The organism is Massilia mucilaginosa, assembly GCF_011682145.1.
GTDB classification, from domain to species: domain Bacteria; phylum Pseudomonadota; class Gammaproteobacteria; order Burkholderiales; family Burkholderiaceae_D; genus Telluria_A; species Telluria_A mucilaginosa.
On sequence record NZ_WHJH01000030.1, the window covers coordinates 17,541 to 30,814 of the forward strand.

16 protein-coding genes are annotated in these 13,274 nt (G+C 67.5%); 10 read left to right on the top strand and 6 right to left on the bottom strand.

Annotated features, from left to right (window positions below; translation table 11 throughout):
• Positions 1 to 3: 3 nt before the first annotated feature.
• The 9 genes from F2P45_RS21215 to F2P45_RS21255 all read left to right on the top strand — a co-directional run bounded on the left by F2P45_RS21215 (position 4) and on the right by F2P45_RS21255 (position 8,655).
• A complete protein-coding gene (locus F2P45_RS21215) occupies positions 4 to 1,143 on the top strand; it encodes a methyl-accepting chemotaxis protein (RefSeq protein ID WP_229505208.1) in 1,140 nt (379 codons plus the stop codon).
• A 40-nt stretch (positions 1,144 to 1,183) separates the two neighbouring features.
• Positions 1,184 to 1,552, top strand: coding sequence for a response regulator (locus tag F2P45_RS21220; RefSeq protein ID WP_166879640.1), 369 nt, complete (start codon positions 1,184 to 1,186; stop codon positions 1,550 to 1,552).
• Positions 1,549 to 1,851 (top strand): STAS domain-containing protein, encoded by a 303-nt coding sequence (locus F2P45_RS21225; protein ID WP_188130195.1) that lies wholly within the window; start codon positions 1,549 to 1,551, stop codon positions 1,849 to 1,851. The genes F2P45_RS21220 and F2P45_RS21225 overlap by 4 nt, the downstream gene beginning before the upstream one ends.
• A gap of 12 nt (positions 1,852 to 1,863) precedes the next feature.
• Positions 1,864 to 3,972, top strand: coding sequence for a chemotaxis protein CheA (locus tag F2P45_RS21230; RefSeq protein WP_166879643.1), 2,109 nt, complete (start codon positions 1,864 to 1,866; stop codon positions 3,970 to 3,972).
• Between the two features lie 76 nt (positions 3,973 to 4,048).
• A complete protein-coding gene (locus tag F2P45_RS21235; protein ID WP_166879645.1) occupies positions 4,049 to 5,722 on the top strand; it encodes a methyl-accepting chemotaxis protein in 1,674 nt (557 codons plus the stop codon).
• A gap of 11 nt (positions 5,723 to 5,733) precedes the next feature.
• Positions 5,734 to 6,264, top strand: coding sequence for a chemotaxis protein CheW (locus F2P45_RS21240; protein ID WP_166879648.1), 531 nt, complete (start codon positions 5,734 to 5,736; stop codon positions 6,262 to 6,264).
• Positions 6,265 to 7,095 carry a CheR family methyltransferase gene (locus tag F2P45_RS21245; RefSeq protein WP_166879651.1) on the top strand — a complete coding sequence of 277 codons (831 nt, stop codon included), beginning with the start codon at positions 6,265 to 6,267 and terminating at the stop codon, positions 7,093 to 7,095. It begins immediately after the preceding gene.
• Between the two features lie 4 nt (positions 7,096 to 7,099).
• Positions 7,100 to 7,579 (top strand): chemotaxis protein CheD, encoded by a 480-nt coding sequence (locus F2P45_RS21250; RefSeq protein ID WP_187367200.1) that lies wholly within the window; start codon positions 7,100 to 7,102, stop codon positions 7,577 to 7,579.
• Positions 7,576 to 8,655, top strand: coding sequence for a protein-glutamate methylesterase/protein-glutamine glutaminase (locus tag F2P45_RS21255; RefSeq protein WP_166879653.1), 1,080 nt, complete (start codon positions 7,576 to 7,578; stop codon positions 8,653 to 8,655). The genes F2P45_RS21250 and F2P45_RS21255 overlap by 4 nt, the downstream gene beginning before the upstream one ends.
• A 1-nt stretch (position 8,656) precedes the next feature.
• Here F2P45_RS21255 and F2P45_RS36795 read toward each other — a convergent pair whose 3' ends face one another.
• Together F2P45_RS36795 and F2P45_RS21265 are read right to left on the bottom strand one after the other, a co-directional pair.
• On the bottom strand, positions 8,657 to 9,922 hold the full coding sequence (locus F2P45_RS36795; protein WP_166879655.1) for a M56 family metallopeptidase: 1,266 nt from the start codon (positions 9,920 to 9,922) through the stop codon (positions 8,657 to 8,659).
• Positions 9,919 to 10,302 (bottom strand): BlaI/MecI/CopY family transcriptional regulator, encoded by a 384-nt coding sequence (locus F2P45_RS21265; RefSeq protein WP_166879658.1) that lies wholly within the window; start codon positions 10,300 to 10,302, stop codon positions 9,919 to 9,921. The genes F2P45_RS36795 and F2P45_RS21265 overlap by 4 nt, the downstream gene beginning before the upstream one ends.
• 222 nt (positions 10,303 to 10,524) lie before the next feature.
• Between F2P45_RS21265 and F2P45_RS21270 the strand changes: the two genes are divergently transcribed.
• Positions 10,525 to 10,827, top strand: coding sequence for a hypothetical protein (locus F2P45_RS21270; RefSeq protein ID WP_166879660.1), 303 nt, complete (start codon positions 10,525 to 10,527; stop codon positions 10,825 to 10,827).
• 117 nt (positions 10,828 to 10,944) lie between these two features.
• Here the strand turns inward: F2P45_RS21270 and F2P45_RS36800 are convergent, their stop codons facing one another.
• From F2P45_RS36800 to F2P45_RS21285, 4 genes are read right to left on the bottom strand one after another with little or no spacing between them, the layout of a single operon-like run.
• Entirely contained in the window at positions 10,945 to 11,070 is a 126-nt protein-coding gene (locus F2P45_RS36800) for a hypothetical protein (protein ID WP_267877367.1), read from the bottom strand.
• Between the two features lie 5 nt (positions 11,071 to 11,075).
• Positions 11,076 to 12,029, bottom strand: a complete 954-nt coding sequence (locus F2P45_RS21275; protein WP_166879662.1) for a carbohydrate kinase family protein — start codon at positions 12,027 to 12,029, stop codon at positions 11,076 to 11,078.
• Positions 12,026 to 12,487 carry an RbsD/FucU family protein gene (locus F2P45_RS21280; protein ID WP_166879666.1) on the bottom strand — a complete coding sequence of 154 codons (462 nt, stop codon included), beginning with the start codon at positions 12,485 to 12,487 and terminating at the stop codon, positions 12,026 to 12,028. Before F2P45_RS21280 ends, F2P45_RS21275 begins: the two co-directional genes overlap by 4 nt.
• Positions 12,480 to 13,274, bottom strand: coding sequence for an ATP-binding cassette domain-containing protein (locus F2P45_RS21285; protein WP_166879668.1), 795 nt, complete (start codon positions 13,272 to 13,274; stop codon positions 12,480 to 12,482). The genes F2P45_RS21280 and F2P45_RS21285 overlap by 8 nt, the downstream gene beginning before the upstream one ends.

The following is a 13,274-nucleotide window of genomic DNA, read 5'->3' on the forward strand; positions in this document are numbered from 1 at the left end:
ATGATGCAAACCTCGACCCTCGATTTTTCCGATTCCCCCGCGCGCCGCCTGCTGGCCTGGCGCCACCTGCCGGCGCTGGCCGCCTGCGCCGCCGCCGCCCTGCCGCTGCTGGGCGACTCAAGCTGGCTGAAGCTGTCGGCCCTGGCCGGGGTGGCCGCCGCCTGCGCCTGGGGCGCCGTGCGCGCGCCGGCGCCGCCGGCATCGATCGACGTCGCCGCCGCCGCCACGCCGGCCCAGGACGGCGCGCAGCTGGCGGCGCTGCTGGGCGACGTGCTGCCGGTCTGGGAACACCATGTGGCGTCGGTGCGCAGCCAGTCCGAAGAAGCCATCGGCCAGTTGCTTACCTCGTTCTCGTCGATCCTGGCGCGCTTCGACGCCGCCGGCTTCCAGGGCGCGCATGGCGAGAGCGGCGGCGGCGACTCCGCCATCAGCCTCCTGACCCTGTGCCAGCGCGAACTGGGACCGGTGATCGCGGTGCTCCAGAGCGTCATCGACAGCAAGGCGGGCCTGCTGGGCCACGTGCGTTCGCTGTCGGACACCATCGCCGAGCTGAAAGAACTGTCGACCGAAGTGAGCCTGATCGCCGCCCAGACCAACATGCTGGCGATTAACGCCTCGATCGAGGCCGCGCGCGCCGGCACTGCGGGACGCGGCTTCGCCGTCATCGCGGCCGAAGTGCGGCGCCTGTCGTCGTCCTCGTCGGACATCGGCAAGCGCATCACCGACCGCATGAACCTGGCCTCGAGCACCATGCGCACCACCCTGGAAGTGGCGGGGCGCGCCGACGAGAGCGACCGCGAAGCGATGGTCTCGTCGGGCCACGTGATGGAAGACGTGCTCTCGCACGTGCGCGAACTGGCCGCCTCGACCGAATCGATGAAGAACAAGGGCGGCGCCCTGCGCGGCGACGTCGCCGAACTGCTGGTGGCGCTGCAGTTCCAGGACCGCATCCGCCAGATCCTCGAAGTGGTCAGCGCCGACATGCTGCGCATGCGGCAGACCGTGGACGAGGGCGCGGCGCTGCCGGGCGCGCAGCAGTGGCTGGGCGAACTGGGAACCCGCTACACCATGGCCGAGGAGCACCACGCGCACGCCGCGCCGGCCGCTGCCGCGGCGGCCGACGACGAAGTGACGTTTTTCTGATTTCAACAACAGCAAGACAACGATAAGACAAGAGGGAACCATGGCAAAGACAATCATGATCGTCGACGATTCGAGTTCGGTGCGCCAGGTGATCGGCATCACCTTGCGTGGCGCAGGCTATGAAGTGATCGAAGGCTGCGACGGCAAGGATGCGCTGACCCGGCTGGACGGGCGCAAGGTGCACCTGATCATCAGCGACGTCAACATGCCGAACATGGACGGCATCAGCTTCGTCAAGCAGGTCAAGCTGCTGCCCAACTACCGCTTCACGCCGGTGATCATGCTCACCACCGAATCGGCCGAGGAAAAGAAGCGCGAAGGCCAGGCCGCCGGCGCCAAGGCCTGGGTGGTCAAGCCGTTCAAACCGGACGTGCTGCTGGGCGCCGTGCAAAAGCTGATCCTGCCATGAGTGGCGCAGTGGACGCCCGCGTGCTTCGGCTGGAGCCGGAACTGACCATCTACAGCGCGGCCCAGCTCAGGCAAACCCTGATCGACGCGCTGGTGGCGCGCGATCCGCTCACGCTCGACCTGAGCGACGTGTGCGAAGTCGACAGCGCCGGCGTGCAGCTGCTGCTGGCAGCCATGCGCCATGCCGGCGCGCAGGGCATGCCGCTGCACCTGGCCGGCCACAGCGCCGCCGTGCAGGAAGCGTTTGCGCTGCTCGGGCTCGATGCGCAGCTCGCGCCCCGTTTCATCAACGCCAACTGAGGCGAGGCTCGCATGACACTCGATGACGCGCTGGTCACCTTTATCGCCGAATGCGGCGAGCTGCTGCAAGACATGGAGGCGGCGCTGCTGTCGATCGGCGATAGTGGAGCGGGAGCCGATGGCGAAGCGGTCAACGCCATCTTCCGCGCCGCCCACACCATCAAGGGCTCGGCCGGCCTGTTCGGGCTCGATCACATCGTCGCTTTTACCCACGTGGCCGAAAGCGTGCTCGACGTGGTGCGCACCGGCGACTGCCCGCTCGATCCGGACCTGGTGGCGCTGCTGCTGTCCTGCCGCGACCATCTGGGCCTCTTGATGGCCACCGTGCAAAGCGAGGGACTGGCCGAAGACCTGTCCCTGACCGAGGCCGGCAAACCCTTGCTGGTGCGCCTGCAGCGCTATCTGGCGCCGTGCGCGGCGGCGCCGCAGCCGGCCAGCGACCTGTGGCACATCTCCCTGCGTTTCGGCCCGCCGGTGCTGTGCAACGGCATGGACCCGATGTCCTTCCTGCGCTACCTCGGCACCCTGGGCGCCATCGAACGCATCGAGACGCTGGCCGACACGCTGCCGCCGCTGGCCGAGATGGACCCCGAATGCTGCTACCTCGGCTTCGAGATTGGCCTGCGCAGCGCCGCCAGCAAGGCCGACATCGAAGGCGCGTTCGAATTCGTGCGCGACGACTGCCACATCGCGATCGCGCCGCCGGCCAGCACGGTGTCGGACGCGATCCGCCAGATCGAAGCGAGCCCGGACACGCCGGAGCGCCTGGGCGACACCCTGGTGCGCACCGGCAGCGTCACGCGCGCCGAGCTGGCCAGCGCGCTGCACGAGCAGGCCAGCGGCGACGGCAACCGGCCGATCGGCGAAATCCTGATCGCCCAGGGCGCCGCCGCCGCGCCGGTGGTCGAAGCGGCGCTGGCGCGCCAGGGCAAGGCGCGCGACGCCCGTGGCCTCGATGGCAGCAGCATCCGGGTCGACGCCGAAAAACTCGACCGCCTGATCAACCTGGTCGGCGAATTGATCATCACCACCGCCAGCGCCAACCTGATTGCGCGGCGCGCCCGCAACGTGCAGTTCCAGGAATGCAGCTCGACCCTGTCGGCGCTGGTGGAAGAAGTGCGCAACAGCGCGCTGCAACTGCGCATGGTGAAGATCGGCGCCACCTTCAACCGCTTCCAGCGCGTGGTGCACGACGTGGCGCGCGAACTGGGCAAGGACATCGCCCTGCACGTGAGCGGCGAAGACACCGAGCTCGATAAGACCGTGGTCGAGAAAATCGGCGACCCGCTCACCCACCTGGTGCGCAACGCCATGGACCACGGGATCGAGCCGGCCGAGCTGCGCCTCGCGCGCGGCAAGCCGGCGGCCGGCGCCATCGCCCTGCATGCCTACCACGACTCGGGCACGATCGTGATCGAGGTGGCCGACGACGGCGGCGGCTTGAACCGCGAGCGCATCCTGGCCAAGGCCGTCGAGCGCGGCCTGGTCGAAGCGGGCCGCGTGCTGTCCGATCCGGAAGTGTTCGCGCTGGTGTTCGAACCGGGTTTTTCGACCGCCGAGAAAGTCACCAACCTGTCCGGGCGCGGGGTCGGCATGGATGTCGTCAAGCGCAACATCACCGCGCTGCGCGGCACGGTCGCGATCGACAGCATCGAAGGCATGGGCACCACGGTCACGGTGCGCCTGCCGCTCACCCTGGCCATCATCAACGGCTTCCAGGTCGGGGTGGGGCGCTCGGTGTTCGTGATCCCGCTCGACATGGTCGACGAATGCGTGGAACTGCGCGCCGAACCGGGCCACGATTTCGCCGACCTGCGCGGCCAGATCCTGCCCTTGCTGCGCCTGCGCCAGCTGTTCGCCGTCGACGGCGTGCCCGGCCCGCGCCAGAGCGTGGTGGTGGTCAAGTACGCCGGCCAGAGGGTGGGGCTGGTGGTCGACACCCTGCTCGGCGAATCGCAGACCGTCATCAAACCGCTCGGCAAACTCTTTCAAAAGCTCGACTGCATCAGCGGGTCGAGCATTTTGGGCAGCGGCGAAGTGGCGCTGATCCTCGACGTGCCGGCGCTGCTGCGCGCGGCTCCCGCAGCGGCGGCGCCTCAAGCCGAGGCGCTCATGAACTGAGTCAGGCCAGCCGCGTCAACGTGTAGTGAGTGCTCTTTCAAGAGACACCGGAATTACCTAAACAAGGAGTGAGATTATGAAATTTGGAAACCTGAACATCGGCGTGCGCCTGGCCGCCGGATTCGGCCTGGTGCTGGCCCTGCTGATCGCCTGCGTGCTGCTGGCCATGAACCGCATGGCCAACGTCCAGGGCAGCCTGGAACGCATCGTCGAGGTCAATAACGTCGAAATGGCGCTGGCCACCGCGATGCGGGTGACCGTCACCGACCGCATGCTGGCCTTGCGTAACGTGGCCTTGCTCAACGATGCCAACGAGATGGCGCCCGAAGTCGAGCGTATCAAGCGCCAGAAAGACAAATACGACGAGACCGAGGTCAAGCTGGCCAAGATGTTCAACGACCTGGCCGACACCTCGCCCGAGGAAAAAGCCTTCCTGGGCCGCATCAGGGAAGCCGAAGCGGCGATCCTGCCGGTGATGGGCAAGGCGCTGGCGCTGGGCCAGGCCGGCAAGAGCGACGAAGCGATCAAGGTCATGATCCATGACGTCCGTCCTTTGCAGAACAAGTGGCTCGGCGAGTTGAGCGGCTTGATCGAACTGGAGCAAAAACGCAGCGACCAGGCCTCGGTCGATGCGCGCAAAAGCTACGAGTCCGCGCGCACCGAGTTGATTGCCCTGGGCGTCGGCGCCAGCGTCGCCGGCCTGCTGTTCGCCTTCCTGATCACCCGTTCGATCACCAAGCCGATCAACGTGGCCGTCGCCCTGGCCGAAAAAGTCGCCAGCGGCGACCTGACCAGCGACATCGAAGTGAGCACCACCGACGAAACGGGCAAGCTGCTGCGCGCCATGAAGAACATGAACGAGAGCCTGGTGCGCATCGTCACCGAAGCGAACAGCTCGGCCGAAGCGGTGGCCAGCGCCTCCGAGGAAGTGAGCGCCACAGCGCAGGCCCTGTCGCAATCGGCCAGCGAGCAGGCCGCCGGGGTTGAGCAAACCAGCGCCTCGATCGAGCAGATGACGGCCTCGATCAGCCAGAACACCGAAAACGCCAAGGTCACCGACGGCATGGCCTCGCGTTCGGCCGAAGGCGCGGTCGAAGGCGGCGAGGCGGTGAAAGCGACCGCCGGCGCGATGAACCAGATCGCCCAGAAAATCGGCATCATCGACGACATCGCTTACCAGACCAACCTGCTGGCGCTGAACGCGGCGATCGAAGCGGCGCGCGCCGGTGAACACGGCAAGGGCTTTGCGGTGGTGGCGGCCGAAGTGCGCAAGCTGGCCGAACGCAGCCAGGTGGCGGCGCAGGAAATCAGCAGCGTGGCCAGCAGCAGCGTGGAACTGGCGCAGCGCGCCGGCAAGCTGCTCGACGAAATGGTCCCGAACATCAAGAAGACCTCCGACCTGGTGCAGGAAATCACGGCCGCCTCGGAAGAACAGTCGACCGGTGTGAGCCAGATCAATTCGGCCATCGGTCAACTCAGCATGGCGACCCAGCAGAATGCATCGAGTTCGGAAGAACTGGCCGCCACCGCCGAAGAACTGAGCGGCCAGGCCGAGCAGCTGCAGCAGACCATGAGCTTCTTCCGCCTGGCGCGCGACGCCGGCGCCGCCACGCGCAGCAAACCGGTCAAGCCGGCCGCACCGGGCAGGCGCGCCACGGCCAAGCCGGCGCCGACCCGCTTCGCCTCCGGCCTGACCCTGGCGCCGGCGGCGGCCGGTGCGCCCGATGAAGCCGATTTCACCAAGTTCTGAGCGGGGGCAGCATGAATCAACTGATCCAGAATCGGGCCAGGGCCGCGGCCAGCGCGGTGCCAGCGGCGCCCGCGCCGACGCAGTACCTGACCTTCACCCTGGGTGGCGAGACCTTCGCCATCGGCATCCTGGGCGTCAAGGAGATCATCGAGTACACCAGTCTGACCGACGTGCCGATGATGTCTGACTGCATTCGCGGGGTGATCAACCTGCGCGGCTCGGTGGTGACCGTGATGGACCTGTCGGTGCGTTTCGGGCGGCCGTCCACGCCGGTCACCAAGCGCACCTGCATCATCATCGTCGAGATCGAAGAGGACGGCGAGCGCCAGGTGATCGGGGTGGTGGTCGACGCCGTCAACGCGGTGCTCGAGATCGCCGCCAGCGACATCGAACCGCCGCCGGCCTTCGGCGCCCATATCCGCAACGACTACATTGCCGGCATGGGCAAGATCAACGGCCGCTTCGTGATCCTGCTCGAAATCGGCCAGGTGTTCGCCGGCCTGCAGACCGACGATGCGGCGCTGGCCGCGCCGGACCAATAGATGGCGGCCCACTCGCACCAGCTTGCGCGGCCCGGCATCAGCCAGGCCGAATTCGTCCAGTTCCAGCGTTTTATCTACAACGCCGCCGGCATCACCCTGTCGGACGCGAAAAAGGCGCTGGTCAGCGGACGCCTGGCCAAGCGCCTGGCGCACTGCGGCGTGGCCAGCTACGGCGAGTATTTTCGCCTGCTCGACAGCGGGGCGCACAAGGACGAGGTGCAGGAAGCGATCGACCTCCTGACCACCAATGAGACCTATTTTTTCCGCGAAGCGAAGCATTTCGACCTGCTGCGCGAACGCGCCCTCGGCACGCAGCGCCCGCGCGGCGACACGTTCCGGGTGTGGAGCGCGGCCTGTTCGAGCGGCGAGGAATGCTACAGCATTGCCATGGTGCTGGCCGAGTGCCTGGGCGAGCGGCCGTGGGAAATCATGGGCTCGGATATCTGCACCAAGGTGCTGCACAAGGCCCGCATCGGCCACTATCCGATGGAGCGCGCGCGCCATATTCCGCAGCCGCTGCTGCGCAAGTACTGCCTGAAAGGCCAGGACACGCAGGAAGGCACCATGCTGGTCGAGGCGAGCCTGCGGCGGCGCGTGCGGTTTGGCCAGATCAACCTGAACACGGCGCTGCCGCAACTGGGCCAGTTCGACATGGTCTTTTTGCGCAACGTGATGATCTATTTTAACGGCGACACCAAGCGCCAGGTGGTCGACCGCATCGGTGCCTTGCTCAAACCGCACGGCTGCCTGGTGATCGGCCTTGCCGAGTCGCTCAGCGACACCGGGGCCATGGTCAAGTCGCTGGCCCCGTCGATCTACGTGAGGGCGTGAATGCATGCTTGAGGCGAGCGTGATCGACATCTTTTTGCAGCCCGGTGATTTTTTCGTCGGCGATGCGGAGTGTCGCGTACGGACCCTGCTCGGCTCGTGCGTGTCGATCACCTTGTGGCAGCCGCAAGCGCGCATCGGGGCGATGTCGCATTTTTTGCTGCCGGGCCGCAGCAAGGGAACGGAGCCGGACGCCCGCTACGGCAACGATGCGCTCGACCTGATGCTCGCCGGGCTGCGCGCGCAGGGCGTGGAGGGCAGCGCATGCCAGGCCAAGATTTTCGGGGGAGGGAACATGTTCCCGAGCCGCCGGTCGGCGCATCCCGCCATCGGCATGCAAAACGGCGCGGAAGCACGCGCGCTGCTGGCCGGGTACGCGATCCCGGTGCTGTCGGCCTGTCTGTACGGCGTCGGCCACCGCCAGATCATCTTCGACATCGCCAGCGGCGACGTCTGGTCGCGCCAATTCGAGAAAGTGGAGCAATGAACCGCATCAAGGTATTGATCGTCGACGATTCGGCGGTGGTGCGCCAGGTGGTGGCCGGAGTGCTTGGCGCCGACCCGCGCATCGAGGTCATGGGCGCGGCGGCCGACCCGATACTGGCGATCGAGTACATGCGCCGCCAGTGGCCGGACGTGATCGTGCTGGACCTGGAAATGCCGAAGATGGATGGCCTGACCTTTCTGCGCAAGATCATGACCGAGCGGCCCACGCCGGTGATCATCTGCTCGACCCTGACCGAGGCCGGGGCGCGCGTGACCATCGACGCGCTGGCCGCCGGCGCGGTGGCGATCATCCAGAAGCCCAAGCTGGGCCTGAAGTCGTTCCTGAGCGCGGCGTCGGACGACCTGACCAGCGCGGTGCTGGGCGCGGCGCGGGTCAATGTGGCGGCGCTGGCCGGACGCCGTCCGCCGGCGCCGGCCGCGCCCTTGCAGCCGGCGGCCAAGCTCAATGCCGATGCGGTGATCGCGCCGGGCGCTTCCGGCACCTTGATCCAGACCACCGAACGGGTGGTGGCGATCGGCACCTCGACCGGCGGCACCCAGGCGCTCGAAGTGGTGCTGGCGGCGCTGCCGCGCACCGCGCCCGGCATCGTGGTGGTCCAGCACATGCCCGAAAAATTCACGGCGGCCTTCGCCGAGCGCTTGAACAGCGTGTGCCGCATCACGGTGGTGGAAGCGGCGCACAATATGCGCGTGCTGCCGGGGCAGGCCCTGATCGCGCCCGGCGGCAAGCACATGCTGATGCGGCGCAGCGGCGCGCAATACGTGGTCGATGTGGTCGATGGCCCGCTGGTGAACCGTCACCGGCCGTCGGTCGATGTGCTGTTTCGCTCGGTGGCCAAGTGCGCCGGGCCGAATGCGACCGGGATCATCATGACCGGCATGGGCGACGATGGCGCCGCCGGCCTGTTCGAGATGCGCAGCGCCGGCGCGCGCACCATCGCCCAGGACGAGGCGAGCTGCGTGGTGTACGGCATGCCCAAGGAGGCGGTCAAGCGCGGCGGCGTGCAGCACACGGTGGCGCTGGACGCGATCGCGCGCTCGATCACGGCGGTTTAGGCTACTTGAGGCTCCACACGTATTGCATGTCCATCCAGGATGGCACCGGCTTGCCCTTGTGCGTGCCGGCGCTGAACTGGCATTTCATGATGCCCTCGCGCGCGGCTTCGTCGAGCAGCGCATGGCCGCTCGATTGCTTCACGCGCGAGGCGGTCACGCGGCCGTCGGTGCCGACCTTGAACGAGAGCGTGACCGTGCCAGTATGTTCAGCCAGGAGCGACGCCTGCGGCCATCGCGGCTTGGCGCAGCTGGAAAAATCGGCCACCGGCTTGACACTTGCCAGCACCGGTTGGAGGCTGGCGCGCTCGGTGCTGGCATGCGCGTACAGGCTGAAACAGGCGGCGGCCAGTCCCAGCGCGGGCAGGGCGGCTTTCCAGTCGAGCGCCTGGCGGTGCGGCTTGACCAGGCGCCGCACGCGCGCCACCAGGTCGCCGCCGCTGGCCGCCACGGCCAGGTGGTGTCCCGAGAACTGCAGGCGTTCGAGTTCCGACAGGGCGCGCGCCAGGCGGCGCGGTTCGCCCAGGTGGCGCGCCGCCAGGTCGTCGGCGATCTGTTCGCGTTCGACCCGGATGCGGCCCGAAATCCACCACACCGCCGGGTGATAGAACAGCACGATCTCGGCCGCGTTCTGGCCCAGGTTGACCAGGTAGTCGAAGCGCCTGACGTGCGCCATTTCGTGCGCCAGCAGCGCTTCGAGCAGGTCGGCCGGCATGCCGCTCATGAGCGAGGCGGGCATGAGCACCAGCGGACGGAGCGAGCCGATGGTCAGCGGGCTGTCCAGGTTCCCGAGCACGCGCACGCGCACCGTGCGCGTGACGCCAAAGGACGCGGCCATGCGCCCCGCGCGCGCCTGCCATTCGGGGCCCGCCAGCGGGGCGCCGGTGGCGTGCCGGATCCATGCCAGCCCGGCCGCCATGCGCAGCGCCAGCAGCGCGGCGCACACCGACCAGAAACCGACGATCCACAGCAGCTGATCCTGCAGCCATGCGGCCAGGCCGGCGTCGCCGCCGCGCGCGGCAGCACTCATCCGATCGCTGAAACGCATGCTTGCCACGCCGGCGCCGCCGTCCTGCAGGCGCAGCGTCAGTTCGGCGGCGGGCCACAGCACGCAGGCCAGCAGCGCCGCGCAGGCGAGGTTGTAGCGGTATTCGGGCCGGCTGTTGCGCATCAGGGCCAGCAGGATGGCGCAGGTAGAGCCGATCAGCAAGCCTTGCCAGGTGAAGTGAAGCAGGGTCCAGCCGATGCTGTCGATCAGGGACGCCGTCATTTGTCTTCTTCCTTGAGCATGTTTTCGATCTCTTCGCGCTCTTTCTTGCTGATGCCGCTGCGCAGGGCGGCCATGACCAATGCCTTGGCCGAGCCGGAAAAGGCTTTCTGGATCAGGTCCTTGAGCAGGTTGGTCTGCAGCGAATCCTGCGCCTGCGCCGGCGCGTACACGTGCGAGCGCTCGCTTTCGTCGCGGATCAGCAGGCCCTTGGTGTGCATGATCTGCATCAGGCGCAGCACCGTTGCGTAAGTCACGTCGGGCCGTTCCTTGAGGATGGCCTGGTGCACCTGCTTGGCGGTGGCCGCGCCGAGTGGCCACAGGGTTTGCAGAAGATCGAGTTCGGCCGCTGTCGGCTTGGGCGGGGCGGGAAGTGTCGGCATGGCGCGGTACTGGTTGAATGACAGGCCTCAGGTTAGCGCATCTAGACTTTCGTGTCTAACGAAAAATCCGGCCGTCCCGGAAAATGCCGCTTGTCCTTCGCCTCCCGCGATCCCGTCCTAGACAGCATTGTCTATAGTGTGGGCGAGATTTGCTTTGCCAGCGGCAGGGATGGGAAGTACCATGCCTGTGCAGTCCATGCAAACCACACGAAAAGGGATCGAATGAAGAGCGCTCATTTTGCGTTGGCGAGCATTGGCGTTGCCTTGCTGGCTTACGCGCTGGCGATTCTCGTCACGCGCGGGACGTTGTCGGGATGGACCGGCGGCTGCGGCGACTTCGGCATGCGCTGCGTGGGGCAGGGCGTCATCGTGCTCGGTATGGGATGCCTGGCCGGCGTGGTGCTGGCCGCGCTGGCGCTCGCACCGGCCGCTACGCGCGGCTGGCTTGGCTGGATGGCGCTGCTGATGAATGGCTTGCCGCTGGCCGCGATCGGCGTGGCGGCGCTGCTGATCGCGCTGCGCTAAACGGCGCAGCGTCCCGCTGATACTACAGTTGTAAGTTTTCACCTCGGCGCTTGTAGTGGCAGGCTATGGCCACGGCCTGGTGCCGCCGTCGCCAGAGAGAGCACCCAATGACGGCGATCAGACCGGGGACGTACCTCCATGCGCAATATGCCGGTGCCAGCCGTGCCAGCTGCGCACTTCATACTGGTCCAGCCCGACTTCACCCTTGGCCGCCTCGAAGCATTCCTCCACTGTCCAGCGCATGCCCGCTAGCCGCACCATCTCTCGCGCAAGAAGGCCGCCACCTCCGCCGCCGCCGGCGGATTGCAGCCTTCACGCGTAGCGTTCAGGCTGGCGGCAGCGACAGCGTAGCGGCCCGCCCGTTCCAGCGCCGGCCCCGCGACGCTGTCCAGCGCCTCGGCCGACAGCAGGCCCTGATTGCCCAGGCTGGCGACCAGGCCGGCCAGAAAGCAATCGCCGCAACCGACCGTATCGACCACGGCCAGGCCTGGTGGTGTCGCGATGCTGGCCGACGCCGTTCGCGTCAGCAGTACCGCGCCTTGCGCCCCCAAGGTCAGCGCAATCAGGCGCACCGGCAAGGTGTCGAACAGGGCGCTTGCCAAGGCCAGCGGGTCGCGCCCGCCGAAGCCCAGGTGCACCAGGTCTTCCTCGCTCACCTTGATCAGGTCGGCGTGCCGCAGCACCGCCCGCACGCCGGCTGCGTAGCGCGGCAGGTCGGCGCAGGCCAACGGCCGCATGTTGGCATCGATCGAAATCAGGGCGCCCGTGTCGCGCGCCGCGAGGATCAGCGTCAGGGTGGTGTCGAGGTCGTCCGGCACCAGGGTCAGGCCACCGGTATGGAACAGGCGCGCGCCCTGCGGCAGCGCCGCGCAGGCCTGCCGCGGCGTGATGTCGCGGTCGGCCACCCCCTGGCGGTGGAACGCATAGCTCGGCGTCTTGTCGGCATCGAGGGTGACGATGGCCAGCGACGTGGGGCATGCGCTGCGCTGCCTGCTGCCCAGGGTCACGCCGGCCCGCTCCAGGAGATCGGCGAAACCTTGCCCGAAAGCGTCCTGCGACAGCGGATTGAGATAGGTCAGCGCCAGCGACTGGCGCGCTGCGGCCAAGGTGAAATTGCAGACCGAACCGCCGAGCGCGGCCGCGAACCTGCCGTCGGGCATTTGTATCATGTCCACCAAGGCTTCGCCGAAGGTCACGATCATGGCTGCTCCTGATGGGGGGAGGCGGCGATCACGCCTTTGCTGAACAGAAAATTGGCGTAAGGCTGCATTTCCCCCGTCTGCACGATGGCGTAGGCCCGTTTCACCAGTTCGTAGAAGGCAAAGCGTTCGACCGCTTCGCACTGCCCCGGCCCGGCCTGGGCCGCGCTGGCGCACAGGGCGATGACGTCTTGCTGCAAGGGTGAGCGATAGTGCGGCGGCCGCTCCCCGACTGCCATGAAGGCGACCGGCTGGCCGGGCAGGTCGAGCGGGAACACCGACAGCACGGCGGCGCAGGCGCGCTCCAGGCCGACGCCGGGCAGGCGCACCACGGGCTTGCCCCGGCCCAGGGTGGTGGCGGTGAAGTTGGCGTCGACCACGGCCACGGTGTCGCCATGGCCCATCTCGGCCAGCACCTTCAGCAGGTCGGGGCTCAGGAGCGGATCGATATTCTTAAGCATGGGCCAGCTCCGCAAGCTCGCTCGGTTCCTTGGCGCCGGTCATCACCGCCACCGTGTCGGACATGCTGATCTGGCGCGGGTTGACCACCGCCACGCGCTTGCCCAGCCGCTGGATATGGATGCGGTCGGCAATCTCGAACACGTGCGGCATGTTGTGACTGATCAGGATCACCGGCAGGCCGCGCTCGCGCACCCGGCGTATCATGTCGAGCACCATATTGCCTTCCTTGACGCCGAGGGCGGCCGTCGGCTCGTCCAGGATCACCACGTGACGCGCGAAGGCGGTGCTGCGCGCCACCGCCACCCCTTGGCGCTGGCCGCCCGACAGGGTGCCGACGGGCTGGTTCATGGAGCGGATGCCGATCTTCAGGTCCTGCATGTGCGCGGCCGCTTCGGCCAGCATGCGTTTCTTGTCGATCAGGCGCAGGTATTTGCCGAGCAGGCCGGGACGCAGCAGCTCGCGCCCGAGGAACAGGTTTTCCGCGATCGTCATCGCCGGCGCCACCGCCAGATCCTGGTACACGGTCTCGATGCCGTGGCGGCGCGCGTCGATCGGCGACTTCATGCGCAGCTGCTGGCCATCCAGGTGCAAGCTGCCTTCGTCGGGCACCAGGGCGCCCGACAACGCCTTGATCAGGGAGGATTTGCCGGCGCCGTTGTCGCCGATGATGGCCAGGATCTCGCCGGCGCGCAAGTCGAAATCGGTGCCGTCGAGGGCGGTCACGCCGCCGTAGCGCTTGACCAGGCCGCGCGCCTGGAACACGACCGGTGCAGTGGAGATGGACAT

What these genes read in the sequence shown, in the direction of transcription:
- F2P45_RS21275 (WP_166879662.1), bottom strand. Translation starts at nt 12,029, where the DNA reads ATGATCGTGACCTTCGGCGAAGCCTTGGTGGACATGATACAAATGCCC.
- F2P45_RS21245 (WP_166879651.1), top strand. Translation starts at nt 6,265, where the DNA reads ATGGCGGCCCACTCGCACCAGCTTGCGCGGCCCGGCATCAGCCAGGCC.
- F2P45_RS21255 (WP_166879653.1), top strand. Translation starts at nt 7,576, where the DNA reads ATGAACCGCATCAAGGTATTGATCGTCGACGATTCGGCGGTGGTGCGC.
- F2P45_RS21270 (WP_166879660.1), top strand. Translation starts at nt 10,525, where the DNA reads ATGAAGAGCGCTCATTTTGCGTTGGCGAGCATTGGCGTTGCCTTGCTG.
- F2P45_RS21285 (WP_166879668.1), bottom strand. Translation starts at nt 13,274, where the DNA reads ATGTCCATCTCCACTGCACCGGTCGTGTTCCAGGCGCGCGGCCTGGTC.
- F2P45_RS21265 (WP_166879658.1), bottom strand. Translation starts at nt 10,302, where the DNA reads ATGCCGACACTTCCCGCCCCGCCCAAGCCGACAGCGGCCGAACTCGAT.
- F2P45_RS21225 (WP_188130195.1), top strand. Translation starts at nt 1,549, where the DNA reads ATGAGTGGCGCAGTGGACGCCCGCGTGCTTCGGCTGGAGCCGGAACTG.
- F2P45_RS21240 (WP_166879648.1), top strand. Translation starts at nt 5,734, where the DNA reads ATGAATCAACTGATCCAGAATCGGGCCAGGGCCGCGGCCAGCGCGGTG.
- F2P45_RS36800 (WP_267877367.1), bottom strand. Translation starts at nt 11,070, where the DNA reads ATGCGCTGGACAGTGGAGGAATGCTTCGAGGCGGCCAAGGGTGAAGTC.
- F2P45_RS21220 (WP_166879640.1), top strand. Translation starts at nt 1,184, where the DNA reads ATGGCAAAGACAATCATGATCGTCGACGATTCGAGTTCGGTGCGCCAG.
- F2P45_RS21280 (WP_166879666.1), bottom strand. Translation starts at nt 12,487, where the DNA reads ATGCTTAAGAATATCGATCCGCTCCTGAGCCCCGACCTGCTGAAGGTG.
- F2P45_RS21215 (WP_229505208.1), top strand. Translation starts at nt 4, where the DNA reads ATGCAAACCTCGACCCTCGATTTTTCCGATTCCCCCGCGCGCCGCCTG.
- F2P45_RS36795 (WP_166879655.1), bottom strand. Translation starts at nt 9,922, where the DNA reads ATGACGGCGTCCCTGATCGACAGCATCGGCTGGACCCTGCTTCACTTC.
- F2P45_RS21230 (WP_166879643.1), top strand. Translation starts at nt 1,864, where the DNA reads ATGACACTCGATGACGCGCTGGTCACCTTTATCGCCGAATGCGGCGAG.
- F2P45_RS21235 (WP_166879645.1), top strand. Translation starts at nt 4,049, where the DNA reads ATGAAATTTGGAAACCTGAACATCGGCGTGCGCCTGGCCGCCGGATTC.
- F2P45_RS21250 (WP_187367200.1), top strand. Translation starts at nt 7,100, where the DNA reads ATGCTTGAGGCGAGCGTGATCGACATCTTTTTGCAGCCCGGTGATTTT.